The 20,969-nt window shown below is 72.5% G+C and carries 3 protein-coding genes; all 3 read left to right on the top strand.

The annotated features are described in order from the left end of the window. Window position 1: 1 nt before the first annotated feature. Complete coding sequence (locus tag PV396_RS13620) at window positions 2-355, top strand: hypothetical protein (RefSeq protein WP_319204197.1); 354 nt, start codon at window positions 2-4, stop codon at window positions 353-355. Beyond that, window positions 356-17,839 (top strand): hypothetical protein, encoded by a 17,484-nt coding sequence (locus PV396_RS13615; protein ID WP_319204195.1) that lies wholly within the window; start codon window positions 356-358, stop codon window positions 17,837-17,839. A 188-nt stretch (window positions 17,840-18,027) separates the two neighbouring features. After that, window positions 18,028-20,949, top strand: coding sequence for a hypothetical protein (locus PV396_RS13610; RefSeq protein WP_319204193.1), 2,922 nt, complete (start codon window positions 18,028-18,030; stop codon window positions 20,947-20,949). Window positions 20,950-20,969: the final 20 nt, after the last annotated feature.

Genomic DNA, 20,969 nt, shown 5'->3' with positions numbered 1-20,969 from the left:
CATGTCAGGCACCTACGAAGCGAACCCGGCAGGACTGCAGACGAGCAGCGGCAACGCCGGGGGGCTGTCGGCGCACGCGCGGAAGATCGGTGACGACTTCCTCACGGACCAGTCCAACTACCGTGGCCTGAACGGCTATTCGGACGATTTCCACGACGAGACCCAACCCCGGTACGAGGCGAACAACGACTCGATCCTCTCGGCGGTCCGAGCGTTCGAAGGCGTCTTCGTGGGGCTGGAGTCCGCGATCTCCGGAAACCGGCGCAACATCCTGAGCACCCAGGAGGGTGCCAACGACCTGATCCACCAGCAGTCCTCGAAACTGGACGGCCTCGAAGGGGGCGAGAGGCGCTAAGTGGAGGAGATCAACTTTCCTCCGGACGTCCGGAAGATGCTCTTTGCCCTGCTGGGCGAGGCGCCCCTCCAGGCCAGGGAGAATCTGCTGTGGGCGAGCCGTAACCTCTATCTCGCCTGCCAGAAAGCCCTGATCAGGCTGCGGGAAGCCGCCCGCGAGACCATCGTCGAGGCGCGTGACTCCCTGCCGCCCGCGGTCGCCGAGCAGTACATCCAGGGCCTCACGATGCTGATCGGCGAGGGGTACGGGAACGACCCCGTGCAGCGCCTCATCGATCAGCTCGACGATCTCGCCAACAACCAGATCGATCTCTCCCAGAAGGTCCAGGGGTCCAAATGGGAGATCATCGCCGAGATCATCATGCTGATCGCCGAACTGGCGATCCTGGCCGCCCTGATGGCGTTCACGGGTGGCGCGTCCGTGTCGCAGATGTTCCTGGCCAGGGCCAGGAGCAGGTTCGCGGTTCTGATGATCATCGACCGGCTGCTGCGGATGACCCATCTGATGCCGAGCCTGTCGGGGGCGGTGGAGGAGGCCATCCAGACTCTCGCGGTCCGGCTGGCCCAGATCGGACTGAACAGCGGTGGCCGAAAGCCCGACGGCATCGACTGGGGCGATGTCGGAAAGGCCGCCGCCTTCGGTGCGATCACCGGTGGGTTCATGGAGGTGTTCCAGACGGTCTTCAAGCCGTTCAAGAACATCTTCAAGAACTTCATGGACGACGTCCTCACGAAGTTCAAGTTCGATCCCGACACGCTGGTGTTCAAGGGCCTGAAGAACGGGCCCGGGGAGATCGCCGCCGCCTTCGTGATCGGGGGTGCCAGTGAGGGGCTCGCCGAATACGTCGTCAAGGGCGCGTTCGAGGGCAACTGGGAATTCAAGTGGGAGACGTTCGTCGGCAGCGGCTCCAGTGCGGTGTTCGAACTCACGGCGGGTGTCGCGGTCGGGGCCGCGGGGTTGTACGCGTACAACAAGTGGTTCGTCGACATGGACCTCTTCAAGCGTCACATGAACGATCTGCCCGGCACCAAGGGCCCGTTGGGCAGCGGTGGGGGCTCCGGCTCGTCCAAGTCGCCCGTGTCCAGCGGTCCTTCGGGTACGACGACGGGTAAGGGTGGGGTTTCGGGTACGGGTACGGGTGTCGGAGGGGCCGCCAACACCTCCCTCTTCACGCCCGGGCCGGTGACTCCGGCACCGCTGACGACGTCGTCGACGGGACCCGTCGGGGCGAACGGCGGGGTCGTCCTGCCGCCGCCGAGCATTCCGGCCGTCACGACTTCGGACACCTCTACTTCTACGTCTACTTCTCCTTCCGCGACTCCGTTGTTCGACTCGCCGTCGCTCAACACGCCGACCGGGTCGACGGCGTCCGCCTTCACGCCGCCGCGCACCTCCGGGTCCTCGTTCCTCCCGGACTCCGAGGTCGTCGACACGACGATGCCCGACCTCGACATGGACGCCGTACTCAACCCCGATGGGGCGTCCAACCTGCCGGGTTCGTCGGACGACGTCTCCTCCTCCACGGTGCCGAGGGCGACCGGGGCAGGCGGGACAGGGAGCACGGGCGGTACGCAGTCCATCGCGGACCAGGAGATCGTCCGCGACGGCGAACAGACCGACGGGGAGCCGGTGTTCGGCTCCGACGCCGTCGCGCCCCCTGCTCCGGTGGGTACGTCGGCGGGTCCGCAGGGTGCGTCGAGCGGTTCGGGTGCGCATGGCTCGTCGGGGGCGTCGCAGCAGGCGGGTCAGTCCGGCGGTGCCGATGTCGCGGACGGCAGCACGGACGGGGTTGACGGCGAGGAGGACGCGGAAAGCACGCTCGTCACCGAGGACCAAGTCGTCGGCAACGGCCCGGTGGGTGCCCAGGGCCCAGCGGGTGCCCAGGGCCCAGCGGGTACCGAGGGTGCCGAGGGTGCCGGCGGCACGGTGGGCTCCGACGGCCGGCCCGGCACGTCCTCCCCCACAGCGTCCCCGGGCAGCCCTGGGGCGGTGCCGCCGGTGATCCGTACGTCCTCCGACGCCCCCGGGCAGCTCGACCCGGAACTCGCCGAGCCGCTCGGCGACGGACCGATCGCCCTGCACGACGCACCGCCCACCACCCAACCCGGCAACACAGCCCGACCGACCGCCCCACGCGGCACCCCGACCGAGACCCCGGCCACCCCGGCCACCGGCGTGGACACCAATGGCACGCACACCCCCGGACAGTCAGATCCGGAACTCGCCGAGCCGCTCGGCGACGGTCCCATCGCCCTGCACGACGCACCGCCCGCCGCGCAACCCAGCAACACAGGCCGACCGACCGCCCCACGCGGCACCCCGACCGAGACCCCGGCCACCCCGGCCACCGGCGTGGACGCCGATCCCCACGGCACTCCCGACACACACACGCCCGGACAGCTCGACCCCGAAATCGTCGAGCCGGTCAGCACGGCGCCGGCCAGCCCCGTCCGCATCCCCACCGGCGGCAATCGGCCGGACCTCAAGCTCGACTCCGGTCTTGGCCTCGATCTCGACCTCGACCTTGACCTCGACGACGACCGTGACAGCGGCTACGGATCAGGCGACGACCTCGACCTCGACGACAGCGACAGCGACAGCGACAGCGACAGCGACACACTCGCCGGTGTTCCGACCGGTGCCGGTCGGGCCCTGACGACCGACCCCGCGCCGCCCGCTCCCCCCGTCGCCCTCGCCACCGCGTCGGCGACGCCCCCGGGCCCCACCACCACCGACGCCGAAGTGGCTGCGGCCACGGCCACCGCGCCCATCCGCCCGGAGCAGTGGCGCGGGCGGCAGGCAGGGGCGCCCTCCGCCTCCTTGCGGACCGAGCGCTACGACCCGGCCGCCGATCCCCTGGCTCCCGGGCCGGGCCGGGGCAAGGGGACCCTGGGCGGGCGCGACACCGTCATCCGGGTGTCGATCGAGCGTGTCCAGGCCGACGACGGGCGCTGGGTGCGCAACCTGACGCTGAATCTGCCGGTCAAGTTCGGTGAGGGGTTCTCGGCCGACCAACTGGACGACTACCAGGGCTCGTTGCGGGAGCTGCTCGACACGTTCGTGAACGGAGGGCCGGATCCGCTGCCGAGGTCCGGTGACCAGCTCAACCTCGATCTGAACTTCGTACACGCTCCCGACCACCCCGAGGCCATCAAGCTCAGCCGGGTGGACCGGCCCACCGATTTCGACCAGTTCGAGTTCCAGCTGTACGCCGAGGACCCGGCTCTCGGGCCCGAGGAGAACGAGCGGCGGCAACAGGTCAACGCCACGCGGGCGCTGCACGAGTTGCTGCACTACGCGGGTCTCGCGGACCGGGCGCTGGATCCCGGGTTCCTGTTCCGCCGTACGAAGAACGCCGCCGTGGACACCTCGGGGGTCATGGCCGACCCGGACACGCTGCCGGAGCCGGGCCTGCCCGCGCACTACCTTCGCGGCATCGAGGACGTCATCGACTCCGGGCCGGTGATCACCGACCATCCGCTCACCGCTCCGGCGGTGGTCACGGTCTCGAAGGACCCCGGCGACCTGTTGGCGCCCGCTCATCTGCGCCCAGCCCATCCGCCCTCGCAGGCCAACATCGGTCTCACCACCTCGTCCGAGACCGTCAAGGAGATCGAGGGGCTCTGGCAGGCCGCTGTCGAGAGCCAGGAGGACGGCGACGGGATCCTCACGCTCACGATCGACGGCGCCGGCGTGACCGCGAGCGAGCTGACGCCCCTCGTCCTGGAGCGGCTCGGCGCCACCGGCCTGGCCGGTGAGATCACCGTGCCCAAGCCCAGCACCAAGCTCAAGGCCGGGGCCAAGCACAAGGTGCTGCTGACCCACACCGCCGATGGCCGGCCCAGCACCGTGAGCCATGAGATACGCATCGTGTCGGCGCAGTCGCCGGCCACGGCGTCCTCCTCGGCGGCCGCGCCCGGACCGGCCACGATCAGTGGGCCCGTGTTCGAGCCCGGGGTCACTCCGGCGGCCAACCGGCGCACGCTGGAGGTGGGTCAGAGGATCGGCGCGGCCCTCGACGCCCTCATCGGGGGCGGCGGGAAAATGGGCGACGTCACGGGTCCCGCCGTACTCACCGGGGGCGCCCAGGCGACGGTGCGCTTCGGCAGTCCGCGTCCCGTCGACCGGCTGGAGTTCCGGCTCGCCACCGGGGACGTCCGGCCGTACGCGGACGTCGTCAACCAGGCCCTGGCCAATCACTTCCCCGGCTCGTCCGGCTCCTCGTCGAACGTACTGCGGGCGCACCCCGGCAACCCCGGCACGCTCAGCGGCACGATCGACGGGGTCGAGGTCACCATCGGTCCCGCCGACGGCCTTCTCGGCGATGCCCCGGAAGTCCAGGACGGCCACACGCTCCCGTCGGAGCTGGACTCCGCGATCGACACCGCGTTCGCGCTGGCCGTGGGCGTGGACCAGCGGCAGCGGGCCTCGGCCCTGTTCGACCTGTTGTGGGCGCTGGGCGCGAATCCGGGCCTGGACGCCGCTCTCGCCGAGGCGTTGGTGAAGCGGCGCGCCGGGCAGTACGCCGCCCGGCTCCCGGCGGGCGGGAAGGCCGAGCTGACCGCGCAGTTCGGCCAGGTGCTGGGCAGGCTGTCGGGGACCAAGGCCGCCCGCGCCGCCCTGTCGGCACAGTGGGCCGCCTTCGGTGCGACACCCCAGGACGTCGAGCGGCTGCAGGGTGTCCTCGCGGACCTCGCCGATGTCTTCCGGGCCGGGTCGGGTCCGTACCGTGCCCTGATCCTCACGGCCGGCAACTTCAGCGGTGACATGTTCGGCATCGCCACCGCCCTCACACTCAACCCGAAGCTCCATCTGGGCGTGCTGACAGGGCCGCGCACCTCCGACCAGCTGGGCCCCTTCGTCCGCAGAACCCTCGCGGCCCAGGTGCGCGCCGAGTACGCCCGGGCAGTGGCGGACCTCGACGCGAAGACCGGTCTGTCGTCCGCTGAGCACGCGGAGAGGTTGGCGGGGCTCGATGCCCGGCGCGACGCCGATCTGCGGGCGCAGGAGGAGCGCGTCCACGTCCTGCACACCGACGATCCGCACAGCCTGTACACCCAGACCGCCAACGGCAACAGGCCGATCTCCTACGCCGACATGAGCCCGCCGGTGCCGCCAGGGCTGCGCAGCACGCGGCTCCAGAAGACGACCGCGTACGCCACGAGCGAGGTCGCGAACCTGTGGGGCAACCGGAACCGTGAACGCGCCCGTATGCGGACCGCCTGGGGGCTGGACTCCCCCCGCACCGACCGGGTGCGGGGCTTCCTCGCGGCCCGTGGGGTTCCGGAGCGCGGCCCGTACGTCGTCCTGTGGTCGCGGCTGGGCAGTCGCCAGGAGGGCGAGGCCCATCCGCAGCACGACACCGGCACCCAGGGGCTGCGGCAGATCATCGCCGACCTGCCGCCCGGCACGACCGTGATCATCGCGGGGGACACCGCGCGCAACGGTGCCCTCGGGCGGCTCGCCGACAGCCACGAAAACGTGCACGACCTCACGGAGTTCTGGACGGGCGAGGACTGGCGGGAGGCCTTCCCCGACGCGACGCGCGAGGACCAGCTCCAGGTCTTCGACCACCTCAGGAACATCGCGGACGGCGACCTCAGGCACCTGGGGTTCCGCAGCGGCAACCTGGAGTCCTTCGCGCTCGTCGGGCACGACGTCCGCTATCTGGAGGAGACCGGCAACCTGCAGGCCAAGCGCATGCAGACCTGGCACGCGCCGGCCATCGGTTACCAGCGGATCACCCTGAACAAGGTGCCGACCCTCGCCGGGCAGTGGGTGGTCGCCAACGCCGCGCAGAACGCCGGGCGGGAGTCGGAGGTCCCCTGGTGGGGCAGCGCCGACGCGAAGATCCGCGCGGAGACGAAGACGGCCGAGCTGGCCGTGTACGGCATCCAGAACAGCCGCGAGTGGCGCGGCTTCACCCCGCAGGACCGCCGGGCCATCAGGTCGTACCTCGACTTCTCCGGCAAGGGCGCGCCGACCCTGCTTTCGGCGCCGCCCGCCGCGGCGGAGACGTCCGCCGGGGAAGGAACGTCGGCGCCCGCGAAGAAGCTGACGCCCGCGGTGACGGCCTCGTTCTACGGCGGATACGCGGACTTCCTCTTCTCCGACCAGGGCGCCCGGGACTTCGACAGCGTGTACTACGCGTTCCTCGACGAACAGACCGTCCTGGACCCGGAGTTGGCCCGTCATCCGAAGCTGTTGCCGCAGATGGCGAAGTTCCACGACGAGTTGCTGGCCGTCGAGAGGGAACAGTCGGCGCGCCCGACGGTGATTCCGCACTCCGATCGTGAACCCATGCGGCTGTACCGGAAGATGGCGGACACCGAGTCGGCGGACTTCCTGAACGCGAGGGACGCGAAGGCGGGTCTCGCGAAGGCGATGGCCTTCAATCGCGGTGACGAGTACCGGAAGTTCTTCACCACGTCCCTGTCCCACACCAGCGTGTTCGAGAACGCCAACGCGGCCTCTTCCTCCGAGGCCGTCATCGAGTTCACGCTGCCCTGGGACGGTTACTGGAACTTCGTCAGGCAGCACGGCACCCCCAACCAGCAGGACGGCGCCTACCGCATCCGCGATTCGGCACTCGTCCACCAGGAACAACTGCGCACCGGCGCGGCGGCCAACTTCAAGTCCAAGGAGGACGTCGACGCCGTCGTGTCCGACCTGACGCACCACAACGTCGGTATCGGCCACGGCAACAGCAAGCAGTTCGGCGCGCTGATCACCGGAATGCGCGCGCTGTCGGCGGACGAGGTCGCGCGGGCGGCACAGGACGCCCGGGACGCCGCGAACCTGGAACGCGTACGGCTGGCACAGGAGTTGGTCCAGCGGAAACTGGACGCGGCGCGGCAGCGGGCCGCGGTGCACGGCGAGCCGTTCGTCGACTATCTGGCGACGCTGGACGAGGTGGCCCCGGTGCTGCCCGACGACTGGTCGGATCTGCTGGACCTGGATCTGGACCCGGACGTGGAACCGGACGCGGTGTCGGTGGTGCAGGCGGTCCGGCCGCCGGAGGCGGACGCGCTGGTGACGGGTCTGCTCGCGCTGCCTGCAGGGGAGTTGAGCCAGAACCTGGAGTTCCTGGACCCGGCCCACCGGCGGTGGCTGGCCACGCATCGGCCGTTCGTGGACGGGGCCCGTGAGTCGTTGTCGGCGCCGGAGTTCGCGCAGGTGGCGGCGCGGTTGCTGGTGGTGGTGCCGGGTGAGGTGCTGCGTCCGGTGTCGTCGCGGCACGAGACGTACGCGCAGACGGCACGGATGCTGCAGGACAAGGAGACCACCGCACAACTGCTGATGTCGGGTGGGGCGGTGGTGGTGCTGCCGCAGGACGTGCCGCTGTCGCGGGTGAGTTCCTTCACCCCTCTCCACCGGCGGATGGGCGCGGAGGCCCGACGCCGCTTCGACGAGCGGCGCGGGACGACGGGCGTGCTGACCGCCGCGGTCCCGGAGGAGAACCTGCTGGGCGAGACCACCCCGGTGGGACCAGCCCCGCACCAGGCCGAGGGCTACTCGACGGCCACCCACGAGATCGCGCACCTGCTGCATCTGGCCGCCCTGACCGAGGGCGACCGCGACCTGATCAAGGATGTGTACACGGCCAAGAAGGATCAGGAGGCCGCCTGGCGGGAGGCGGTGGCGGAGGGCCGGGATCCGGGCCCGCAGGTGCAGTGGCCGGACGGTGTCGGCCAGGACCTGACCGGCCGGTCGGCCGACACCTACTCCGCCCTCAACGAGTACGAGTTCTTCGCCCAGCTCAGCAACGCTTACCTGGGCACCAACCACGGCACGGATCCGACGACGGGCCGCACCCGCAACAACGGCGACAAGTGGGTGGAGGACCACGAGCCGCGACTGCTGTCGCTGCTGCGGCGGTTGTACGGGATCGATCCGCAGGCCGTGCACGACCGGCCGGCGAACCCGGTGGCCGCGACCGGTGCGGACAACGCCCTCCTCAAGAACTTCCGGGACTTCATGGCCGGCGTCAACGGGGACCCCGACCCCGTGACGGACCCGGCGACGAACTCCCGGACGACGACGGCGACTTCCTCATCCCCGGCGGGTACGCACGCCGACACGGACGTGGACACGGACAGTGTCGCCGATGACACGGACACGGATGCGGTTGCCGGGATGCACGCGGCTCCCTCGGGTCCGGCCAGGCGGATCACCGCCGACGTGATGGAGGAGTACTTCCGCGCCTACACCGACTTCTTCGAGTCCGACGCCTCCGCCGCCGACTTCAACAGCGGCTACTACGTGTTCGCGGACAACCAGGACATCCTGACGAGCCGACTGGCGACGCACGACTCGCTCGCCGCCCGGATGCGCGCCTTCCACGACGACCTGGTCCGCATCAAGGACGAGCAGGCGGCGCTGCCGACGGTCATCCCGCACACGGGCGACGAACCGGCCAGGCTCTACCGGAAGATGTCGGCCGAGGAGGCCGCCCAGATCCTCGGCGCGAGGAGCCCGGCGGCCGGTATCGGCGCCGCGATGGAGTACAACCGCAGCAACGAGTACCGGAAGTTCTTCACCACTTCCCTGTCCCACACCAGCGTGTTCAGCAACGCGAACGCCGCGTCGGAGACCGAGGTGGTCGTGGAGTTCACCCTGCCCTGGACCGGCTACTGGGCCTTCGCGGGCCGCTTCGGCACACCGAACCAGGAGTCCGGCGCCTACCAGATCCGTGACTCGGCGCTCATCCACCAGGAACGGCTGCGGACGGGTGCGGGGGCGAACTTCAGATCCCCGCAGGATGTCGCCGCTGTGATGGCCGACCGTACGCATCACAACATCGGCATCGGCCACGGCAACGCCCGCGACTTCGCCTCCCTGGTCACCGCCCGACGCCAGGTACCCCCCGCCGAGGTGGCGCGGGCGGCGGCGGACGCGGCGGAGGCCGCCCGGCAGGCACGCGGGCCGGGCATCGACGCCCTGATCCAGCAGAAGTTGGCCCCCCTGCGGCAGCGTGAGGCCGAAGCCGCCGAGGCCATCTTGCACAGCGCGCCGCCAGTCGCCACAGAGCAGTCCGGGCAGTCCGAGCAGTCCGAGCAGGTGACCGGCATCTGGAGCACGCCCCCCTCCGCCTTCGTCCGGTCCTACGGCTCCGAGCACGACGGCAACGTGGGCCTCGTCCATGTCGAGCCGCTGCCCGCCGCCGTGGTCGACGGGCTGCACGACCAGGTCATGGCCGCGCTGGGCATCGCCCGGCCCGTGGCCGACGACCACCCGGTGCTGGTCCAGTTGCGGGACCGGCTCAGCGCGGAGGAGCTGGCGCGGGAGCTGCCGTATCTGCGCAGCAGTGGTGGGTTGAGCATCACGGTGGTCCACGAGGGCCGGGAGCGCACGGTCGATGTGCGCCTCGCGCTGCGCGACCCGGTCCGCTCGGAGCGCTACGGAGCGAACAGCGTCACCGATCCCGAGGGCCGGGTGGAGCGGCGTGCGCAGGGTACGCAGGAGTCGTCGGGCACGGTCGCGTCGGGGACGATCCGTGCGATACCCGTGCCGTGGTCCGGTTCCTTCCCGATCGCGGCGGCCGGACCGGTGCGCGCGATCGACGCCGCACTGTCCCTGACGCTGACGCACAACCAGTTCTCCTCGGCCACCACGGTCACCAACCTCGTGCAGACGATGACCGCGCAGCGCAGCAACGAGCTGTCGCAGCCCTTCGAGTTCAGCGGGGAGTGGGAGGTGCGGCTGGACTCGACGCCGCTCGCACCGCCGGTGTACTGGGGTCCGCCCAGGTCGCACGGACCGGTGACCGTCTGGTTCCCGGAGCATCTCGCGGTCGACCACGAGGGTGAGCTGCCGGAGCCCGCCGATCTCGACGACCTGCCGGTGTGGGGGGTGGACTCGGTCCGCGAGCCGGGGCGGCTGCTGGCGGAGGTGCGGCAGAGCTTCGGCACCGAGCTGGCGGAGCTGTCCAAGTCCTCGGTCGGGGAGCTCGAGGCGTTTCTGTCCGAGCCGGTCCTGCGCGGCACGCTGCCGTTGCAGCGCGGCCGGGGCGTGTTCTCGCCGGTGCTGCTGGACGGTGACGGCAACACGATCGGGATGCTGAGGCTCACCACCGTCGTGGAGCCTGTGGAGCCGACGCACCGTTCGCTCGACGGAAAGATCAACCTGGAGGCGCATGTCACCCAGACGGTGAAGGTCGATGGCTCGGCGAAGCTGACCAGCGGCGTCGCCCTCGACGGCAGCCTCGGCCCCTCGTTCACCGGGGACCATGCCCAGGGACACGCCGGGGCCTCGTCGGTGGTCTCCGGCAGTTTCGTCGGCAAGGCGGGCGCGAAATGGCAGACCAACAGCGCCCTCGCCTCGGGCGGCTCCGCCAGCATGACCCACGCCATGCGCAGCAACCGCAGCCATCTGCTCGGCCCGGTCCGGGTGACCCACCGGGTCACCCTGATCCGGGCGCGCGGCGGCAGTACATCCCACGACTTCGGGCCCTGGGACGGGGGCATGCGGCTGCGGATCCTCAGCAAGGCCGACGCGACGGGACAGGAGCACGCGCCCGGCGAGGGCCTGCGTGAGCTGCCCGACGATCTCGAGAACCTGCGGAACCTGGGCATGTCCGCCGCCCCGCTGGCCGTGACGGGCACCGAACAGCTCTTCGGGCGGGCCGAGTCGTGGCTGCGCGAGCAGGGCTTCCTGCCGCCGGCCGAGCCGACGCCCGGCACCCTGTTCGACGAGGAGAGGGCCAAGGCCCAGCTGGTCAACCTGCGGCGGTTCGAGCAGGCCCGCTCCGAGGTGGGGCTGCGCGCGTCGGTCGACGCCATGCTGGACGGCGGCCAGGCCCTGTGGTTCGACCGGCCGACGCGGACCGGCGGCACCCGCCGCGTCCAACTGCGGCTGTCCGCCTTCCGGGACACCGGCCCGGGCACCGAGACACGGCACCGCCGGACGCTGCCCGATGTGCAGAACATGGGCATCTCGTCGTTCGGTATCGGCGGCACCGAGTCGAAGGGCTACGCCTACGGCTGGCAGGCCGGTTTCGGCGGCGGCGCGTCGGGACCCGTCGGGGACGACCGGCCGTGGTCGCTCGGCGGCAGCGGGGACTACACCTACGCGGCCGGCACCGCCCACACGGCCACGGTCGGCGCCGGGATCAACCAGGACCAGTTCTTCATCGGCAGCGGCCAGGCCGCCGAGGTGTTCGAGGTTCCGGCGCAGTTCGCGCTCGACCTGTACGAAGGTCCGGGCGCGGAACCGGCCGTGCGCTTCGCCGACCCCGGACACCACCCGGACGACGACGTGTCCGCCGCCGCGCCCCCCGACATCGAGCGCCCGGCGGAGCCCGAGCGTCCCGTCGTCCGTACCGTCGGCGGGCGCCTCACCCTCCTCGTCCCGCACCACCGCACGGTCGAGCCCGGGCAGCCGCGCAGGACGCCGCTCGACCACAGCGTCCGCCTCGCGAACGCCGACGACCACGCGAAGCTGGCCATGACCGGCCCGGACGGCAATCCGCTGCCCGGTGTCGTCCGGCTGCCCGACGACGCGATCATGGACGGCGTACGCGGCACCGCCGCCCTGCTCGACGCGTTCGAACAGGCCGTCACCAACACCTACCCCGGTCACCCCGAACGCGGCGTGCTCGACCAGGCGTGGGACACCGTCGCCGCCTATGTGCCCGGCAAGGTGGCGTCGGTCACCGCGCCCGCCAGGGACTGGGCGTCCGAGGCCCTGACCGGCTCGGACATCACCGACCAGAGCTCACCGGCGACCGAGGCGCTGCGGACCGCGCTCAGCCCCGCCAACCTCGTCGCACGCGCCCACCAGATCTTCAAGGGCGGTTACGTCATCGAGGGCCTGACCCTGCCCGGCCTCGGCGCCGACCACGAGTTCTCGGTGGAGCTCCAGGGCTTCCTGCACGACCCGGAACACCTCCACAGCGCCAAGCAGTACCTGGAGACGGACGTCGGCGCCACGGACACCGCCACCCAGCAGACCACCACCAGCAGGAGCCACGGGGCCGCCGTCGCCGCCACGTCGCAGCAGCGGCCCGCGAAGGTCCCCGAGGGCACGCCCAAGCCCGGCCCCTCCGCCAGGTTCAACCCCTCCGGCCGCTACGGGTTCACCCGCCGTACGGACGACACGCACACCCTCGGATCGAGCACCGGCGTGACCCGGACCCCGACCGAGAGCGGCACCCAGCACCGGATCCGCAGCGGCGCGACCATCCTCATGACCATCCGGCACGGTCGGCGCAACCTGCTCGGCAACACCCTCGGTCTCGGCAGCGCCGAGCCGATCACGGTGGCCGTGGAGCTTCCGGAGGCGGCGCAGTTCCTGCTCACCGACCCCCAACTCGCCCGCGACGCGGCCTGGTTGGAGGGCATCGACGGCCTGACCGCGCCCGAGCGGCCCGAGGCGACGCTGCCCCTGCCGGACAGGTTCGCCCGCACCGGGGAACCGGGCCTGGCCGGTGTCCTGTCCGTCAAGCAGCTCGGCGGCGGCCCCGACGGCCGGGCCGAGCAGCGGGACCGGCTGCGCACCGAACTCACCGCCCTCGTCGAACGCGAGGCGCCCGGCTCGACCACGCCGGGCCGGGCCTCGTACCTGCCGGGCGTCAGAGCCAGGATCGCCGACCTCACCATGCCGACCTCGTTGCGCGCACTGCCCGGCCGGGGGCCGCACGGCGTCCAGCGGTTCCACTTCCGGCATGTCGCCAAGGGCGGCGCCCGGCTCGTCGAGGTCACCCTCCGGGCCAGGCCCGTACAGGACACCGCGGGGCTGCGCACGGTGCGCGGCAGGCCTGCGGGCGCGGGCACCGGGCAGGAGCAGGTGCACATCCACGCCCCGGCGAACACCTCCAGTGCCGTGTCCGAGACCCGCCAGCACACGGGCACCTTCAACCCGACGACCCGTTACCCGCGCCCCGCCGACGACGCCCGCACCGACCGCACCGGCCCGGCACTGACGGTCGCCGGCGTCCGCACGGACAGCAGCAAGGTCTCCGCCTCGGCGGAGGACCGCTTCTGGCTGCGGACCGACAACGCCGCCGACTTCGACATCGAGTACGAGTACGTGGCCTCGGTCCGCTCCGAACTCGTCACCGACTGGCCGCTGGACGTCCCGGGCGGGCTTGTCGAGGGCGGGGTCCTGGCCTGGTACGACTCCGACGGGGACACCGGCCTCGGCGACTGGCTGGACCAGACCCTGCACGGCCGTCCCGCCCGCACGGTGACCGTGCCCGCGGAGGTCACCCTGCGCTTCACCGGGAGCGAGGCGGCGGACCCTCCGGCGCCCGCCACCCCGCTCCCGGCCGCCGTCTCGGCCGTCCACCCGTCCCAGGCGCCGCCCGGTGCGGACGGGCGCCGGGTCACCGACGGGCAGCGGATCGTGCCCACCGGGCCGACCCCGGTGTTCCACTTCAACGGCTATCCCCAACTCGCCCAGGCGCTGCGGACGGTCGCGCCCCGGCTGGCGTCCGAGTGGCGGTCGTCGGATGCCTCCAGCTCCGCCGAGGCCACCGCCGTACGCATCGGCGAACTCATCCAGGCGGGCGAGATCAGCCTCGATCTGCCCCGCGCCACCGCCGGCCTGACCGACACCCTGCCCGGCGCCTACCCCCTGGAACCCGACCCCGACACGGCCCCGACCCTGCGGATCTCCCTGCACAACCCCCGGCGTGTCACCGACGCCGGAGACGTGACCCTCGACCGGCTGCGCCTGCCCACCACGGCCGCCTCGACCTCGCTGGCGACCGGCGTCACCCCCGGCGCCGGTCTGCAGGCCGCCTACGACGCGGGCGGCGACGGCCGCAACATCGTCGGCGTGGGCGTTCCGCTGCTGGCCCAGCAGCCCATCACCCAGGGGCAGGGCTCGGCGGGCGCCGCGACCCGCCGGGAGTGGTTCAAGACCGGCGGCAGCGCGGTACCCGCGGACGGGCGCGGTGTCCGCAGCCACGAGACCATGACCGACGTCGTGATCACGGTGGAGGGCCCCGAAGGCACCCGGCACGTGACCGGCAGCGCCGAACTGCGGCTGTCCGAACGGGACGTGCTCGGCTACGGCATCACCGACGCCCGTACCGATCCGCAGATCTACGACCTGCGCTCGATGCTCGCCGACCAGCTCGCCGCCGATCTGCGGGACTGGACCACCCACCCGCTGACCGACCTGCCCCGGGCCCTGGCCGACCGGCTCGACCCGCAGGACCCGGCCGCGCAGATCTGGCTCGCGACGGGCCCCGACCCCGACGGCTCCCTCCTGGGCCGCGCCCTCTACGCGGCCTCCCGGACCGCCGTCCTCGGGGACCGGCCCGTCGAGCTGGTGCTGCGTACGGACGACGGGCTGCGGCACTGGCGGTTCGACGCCACCGGCAGCCTGGCCAGCACCGACGCGGACACCACCGACGCCTGGACGGACCTCGCCGCCCGGATCACCGCACACGCCGACGCCGCCCGGGCCCAGGCCGACGCACGACAGCGGGAGAGCGACCTGCGCGGCCCGCAGGCCGAAAGCCGCGACGCCCTCACCACCGCCCGCTCCGACCTGGACACGGCCACCACCGAACACACCGGGGCCCGGACCGCCCTCGGCAGCGCCGAGACCGAACTCATCGACGCGCAGACCGCGTTGGCCTCCGGCCGGGCGCAGCAGGACCACTGGGAGAGCGAGAGCCGCAAACTGTCCGCCGCGCTCCTCGCCCTGCCAGAGAGAATCGCGGAGGCCCGGCAGCGGGAGTCCGCCGCGTCCGGCGAGGCACGGGCTGCCGACGCCTTCCTCGATCACATCGCCCGCCAGAAAGCCGGCACCGTACCCGAGACACGGGCGGCCGAAGCGCGAAAGCGCGTCCAGCAGGCCGGCGACCGGCTCGCCCTCGTCCAGGGGGAGCTGACGGACCTGCGCGCGGACCAGATCCGGGTCCAGAACGAACTCAAGGCCGCGCGGGCCAACGCCCTTACGGCCGCCGCCCAACTGCCGGACCTCGAACAGACCTTGGCGGAAGCGACGGCGAAGGCGTCCAGTGCACAGACCCGCCTGGACACGGCCGTCGACGGCCTCGCCACGATCACCGCTCACCACGATGCCGTACGGGACGGGCTGCGCTCCCTCAACCGGAACATCGTCCTCGCCCTCCAGGACCAGTCCGACCGGGCCGCCGACCAGACCACCGCCGAGCAGCAACTGCCGGACCTGGCGGGCACGCTCGGCGGAGCCCGCGAGACCAGCGGCGAGGGCTTGGTGAACGTCGCCCTCTCGTCCCTGGCCTCCACCCCGGCCCGCGAACCGGGCCCGCTGCGGGCCCCCCGACCGGGGGCACCTGAGCGGACGCGTTCGAGGACGACCACTGCGGCACCGGCCCTGACGGTGACACCGCCGACTCCTCCGCCGGTGCCGGGGACGCCGCCGGCTCCTGCTGCGCCGACCGTGCCGGTGACACCGCCTGCGTCGCAGGACCCGCTGGTGGCGCCGCCCGCTGCTCCGCCTGTGACCGTGACGCCGCCCGCTCCTTCGACGGTTACGGGGACGCCGCCCGCGTCTCCGACGGTGACGGTGATACCGCCCGCGCCTCCAACGCAGGTCAAGACGAAGCCTGTGCCGCCGACTCCGCCCAAGGCACCGCCCGCCCCTACGAAGAAGACGGGTACGCCGCCCGCTGCCCCGACGTTGCCCATGACTCAGCCCACGCCCTCGAACGTGACGGTGACCCCACCCGCGCCCCCGCCCGCGCAGTCACCCGCGTCGTCCTCCTCGGCGGGCGGGCCACCGTCGAAGGCGGCAGGTGGCGGCTCCGGGAAGGCCGGGGCCGACGCCGGCCTGTTGCCTCCGGCCGGAGGCCGGTCCATCCGTACCGTCGCCAACGGCGAGTGCCTGCTCCACTCGTTCCTCGCCAGTGCGCCGCAGCACGTCCGCCACAGCCTCCCCGGCCTGGCCTCCGACCGCCCCGGGGCCTTCCAGTGGCTGTCGGACACCGGCGCCGTGCGCAGTTCCCTCCGGCGACGAGCGGAGGCGTACTCCAACACCGGCGTCCTGCCTCGGCACCCCCAGGCCGATCAAGTGACCGCAGCCATGCGGGAGTTCGTCACGGACTATCTGGTCCGCGCCACGGGCAGCGGGCAACTGCCTCACGAGATCATCGGTCAGCTCCGGCTCTCGACCACGCAGGAGTTCAGCGCCGAACTGCGCAAGACCCGCACGGCCCAGTTGCTCACGCTCGCCCGCTGGCACGGCATCCCCGTGCCGCCCGGCGGACTGAACAGCCTGTCGGACAACGAACTGCGCCGGCGGCTGGGGCTCGCCTACGCGACCAGCCCCGCACCGCTCACCACCGAGGAACTGGCCGGTCTCCTGAACGCGGTGCAGAGCTGGGCGCAGAACTGGGAGTCGGCGTACGGAGAGGTCTTCCCGGCGCTCACGGCGCACGCCTTCGGGGTCCGACTCGACGTGGCGCGAACCCTCCCGACAGGAGGGCGCCACGTGGTCAGCGGCCTCGGACCGCAGGGCGGCGGAGCCGCTGGCAGGAACGTGGAGATCTACTACAACGGCGTCAACCACTACGACGGCAGCGACGCGTCGACGGACGGCACAGCACTCCAGACGACGCCCTCCGGCACCGTATCCGGGCAACCACAGCCGCCGAACGCCGACGCCCCCACCACCACGACCGCCACGACCGCCACCACCGCCACCACCGCCACCACCGCCACCACCGCCACCGCCACCACCGCCACGACCAGCCTGGACACCTCGGCCAACCCGACCAGCATGGACACCTCGGCCGACCCGACCAGCATGGACACCTCGGCCAACCCGACCAGCATGGACACCTCGGCCGACCCGACCGCCCCGGCTGCCCTGACCACGTCGACCACTCCTGCTGCCCCGGCTGCCCCGGGCAGCGCCGAGGGCAGCCCGGACACCCCCGGCTTCCAGCGCACCGGCGCCCTCGCCGCCGTGCTCGACGGCACGGCCTTCACTCTGCGCGCGGCGCCCGAGGACGACACCGGCACCCTGTTGTCCGTACTGCGCCACGCGGCGCCCGCCGCGCTCGCGGACGCCGGGATCGACACGGTGAACGCCCTTCGCGAGCGGCTGGTCCGTGGCGTCGGTGACGGTGAGGTGCCCACCGGGACGGTGCCGCAGCCGGCCGGTGGCCTCAGCCTTTCCGTGGCGCGGCTGGAGGAACTGGGGGTGCTGCTCGACAACTCCCAGCGCACCCAGGCGATCCTGCTCGGCGGCGACCTGCCCCTCACCGATCTGACGCCGGTTCAGCGCCTCCACGTATTGCTCGGCGAGCCCGCGTACGCGGACGCGGAGACACGGCTGTCCGCGCTACTGACGATTGCCGTCCATCTGTTCGAGGGGGTGAAGGTGGTGGCCGTGGTGGATGCGGACGGAGAGGTGACGCTCCTCGGCGAGTCCAGCGGGTCCGGTGGGTCCGGTGGGAGCGCCGTGACCGTTCTCCTCGTCCTTGACGGTGACGGCCGTCTCGTCGGGCTTCCGGAGGAGGCGCCCGGCGTCCAAGTCGATTAGCGGTAGGTAGTGTTGACCCTCCCCCCGAACGTTTGTGCAACACGCGTTCAGGCCAACCGGGAGGGATTCCGGTCGGGTGGGTGAAGAAAGGTTCGAAGGGTGGTACGCGTCTTGTCTTCCGGTGGACTTGCCATGGCGACCGGCGCGCGGAAGCGTGCCGTGCCCGCCTCGGTCGACGGGAGCCGGGCGTGAGCCGCTGGGGCGGCGCCCTCGGCCGGCGCAGAGGTGGCCGCCCGACGGCGGACCCGGGACGGGTGTCACCGCCCGGCGCGGGCGCAGTCACGGGGGCGGGCGAGCCTGCCGAGCGAGTCCTTGTCGAGGACCACGACGGCCTGTTCCTCCTGCGCCCCGCCTCGGACGAGACCCTGGACCCCGCCGACATCGCCGACCTGGCCCACACGCTGCACCCGGAGAGCGGCACCGTCACGATCGTCGCCACCGTGCCGGAAGGCGCGGCGGGGGCGCTGTGGCCGCGCCTGAGCGAGTTGCTCGACACCCTGCACGCGGAGGGCACCCGCTCCGTACGGCTGGTGATGGCCGGTGCCGGGGACGACCGCCCGGAGCGGCCCGCCCTGGCCCGTCGTATCGCGGACGCCTGGGAACTGGTAGTCGAGGCTCCCGACGGGCAGGTACTTGTGGTGCCGGGCGGCTCGGTGTTCGTACCTCCCGGTGACGGCGGCTGGTGGCGGTTCGCGCCCGGGGAGCAGCCTGAGCTGCTCGGCCCGCGCACGCCTGCCCCCGAGTGGCAGACGGGCGTGCAGCGGGCGCCCGCCCGGATGGCGGACGGCTGCGTGGTGGACCGGATCCCCGCGGGCCTGCTGATCCGTCCGGCGGAGGCGACCGCGTCCAGGCCCGGAGACGTGTTCCACGCGATTCCGGTCGACAACAAGCGTCCCGCAGTGGTCGTCGGCGTGCCGTGGGGCGAGGACGTCGCGGCGTCCGAGGTCGCCGAACTCCTCATCACCCTCCCGGCCGAGGTACGGTCCCGGGTCCGGCTCGCCCCGGGCGGGCGGCGCGATGTGCTGCGGCTCGGCCAGTCGGTGGCCTGGATGCTGAAGGCGGAGGTCGAGGTCACCACCGGGCTGCCGTTGTTCGCCGCCGAACGCCCGCTGGGTTCGTACGGTGTCCGTTCCGTGCTGGTCGGTGCGGACGGGGGGCCGGTGTGGGTGCCGTTCGTGGACGCCGTGGTGTGCCCGCCCTCCGGGGACGCCGACAACCCTCCGCCGCCGGGGCTGCTGCACTGGGCTCCGTCCCTGGAGGAGATCGGCGGTGCGGAGGACGGGGTGGTCCGGCTCTCCGAGGAGTGGCAGGCGACGGCGACGAGGGCGGGGCTGTGGGTGGGGGCGCGTGACGGCGCTCCGCCGCCGAACAGTGTGCATCCGGTGAGCGGCGACGGTCCGGTGATCGAGATCGGCCGCCCCGGCGAGCGGCTCGACTCCTCGCTGTGGCCGGTCCTGTCCCGTCTCCTCGAGACCCTCGCCCCCGCCCTGCGCGAGCGCTCCGCGCTCCATGTGCACGCCACCCCGCTCGACGGCGGCCGAGCGTTGCGTGGACTGGCCGCCGACCAGGGCCTCCGCATGATCCGTTTCGTCAAGCCCCAGACACCCCGCCGAGCACCACAACCCGAAGCCCCGACCCACCCGGAGCCGACGCCACCGGCCCCCCGCCCGGCAACAACGGGCGGGCCCTTGCCTGCGACACCCCGGCAACCCGAGCGGACGGAACCCGAGGGCCGTCCCCTGACAGCCCCCGCAGCGGCGCCGAGCCCGGGGACGGCAACTTCAGGGACGGCAACCGCAGGGGCGGCAAGCACCCCTGCCGCCCCACCGACCCCGCGTCAGACCCCGCCGACCGCGCCGCGCGGCGCCCGCGTCGCGTCCACCACCGGCGACAACGCCCAGGCCCGTACGACGAGTACACCCGCGGCCCCGGACCACCCTGCCGCCCCGCAACCCGCGACCCAGGCCTCGACAACTCCCGCGCCAGCGGCCCCAGTTGCACCGACCCCGCCACCCACGCCCCCCACGCTCCCCACCGCGAGCAACGCCCCCGCCCCTCAGCCGAACCGCGCACCCACGACGTCCCCCACCGCACACCTGGATCCGAAGCAGCCGGAACCAGAGCAGAGCCAATCCGGCGGCCAGCCCCCCATACCCACCTCAGCGGCGGACCCGGGCGCGCGCCCTGCCGCTCCGACACCGAGCCCCACGTCCGGCAGCGGCACCGCCGGCGGCATCCCCGACCCCCGCCCCGACCCCCAACCCGACAACCCGACGCCACCCCCTGCCCGCCGCCCCGTCTCCTCCCCCTCCCCCGAGCCCAGCCCTTCCCCTCCCTCACCGTCCCCGGCGGCCGGGCGCCCGCTGCCCGCCGGGGCGGTGTCGCCCCGGCACCAGAGCACCGAGGAGGAACGGCGTTCGTTCCGGGTGCTGGCGGACGCCGCCTGGGAGCGGCACAGCGCGGCGGTGAACCGGGCCCTCGCCGGGATGCCGACGTTGCGCGGGGCCGCCCAGGAGGCCGCCCGCGCCGATCTGATCGCCGTGCGGATGTACCTCCAGGGCGGCGAAGCACCCTTGAACCACCGGGAGTTGACGCGGTCGCTACGGGACGGGGAGCCCCGGCTGCTGCCGTACGCCGCCTGTCTGGCCTCCGGACTCGGACGGCTGCCCTCGTACCGTGGCGCGGTGTTGCGCGGTCCCGGCGGCACCCCGAGCCACGGTGAGCTGCGGCCGGGGGCGGTACTGCGGGACCCCGCGCCGTTGAGCGGGCTGCCGCTGGACCCGGCCGGGAAGGACCGGGTGGCGGGCGTGGCCTACGCGATCTGGTCGATCACCGGCCGCCGGGTACGGCAACTGCTGGACTCCGGTGAGGAGATCGTCTTCACCCCCGGCACCCCCTTCAGGGTCCTCGACGTCCTCGACGTAGGAACCGAGGGCGCCACCCCGCTGGTGCTGCTCCGCCAGCTCCCCGACCTGACCACGACGTCCGGAGTGCTGGAGGACGCCGACCACACGGCCCTCGAACGGCTCCGGCACGCCCTGAAGGACCGCACGTCACCGGACCCGGAGGAGTGGCCCGAACGCTGCTCGGGGCCGGTCGGCGAGTACTGACCATGGACGACTTGTCCTGA

The organism is Streptomyces sp. ME02-8801-2C (assembly GCF_033793965.1).
Lineage (GTDB): Bacteria > Actinomycetota > Actinomycetes > Streptomycetales > Streptomycetaceae > Streptomyces.
Note: the sequence above shows the minus strand (reverse complement) of the source record. Positions and strands in the feature narration are given on the sequence as shown.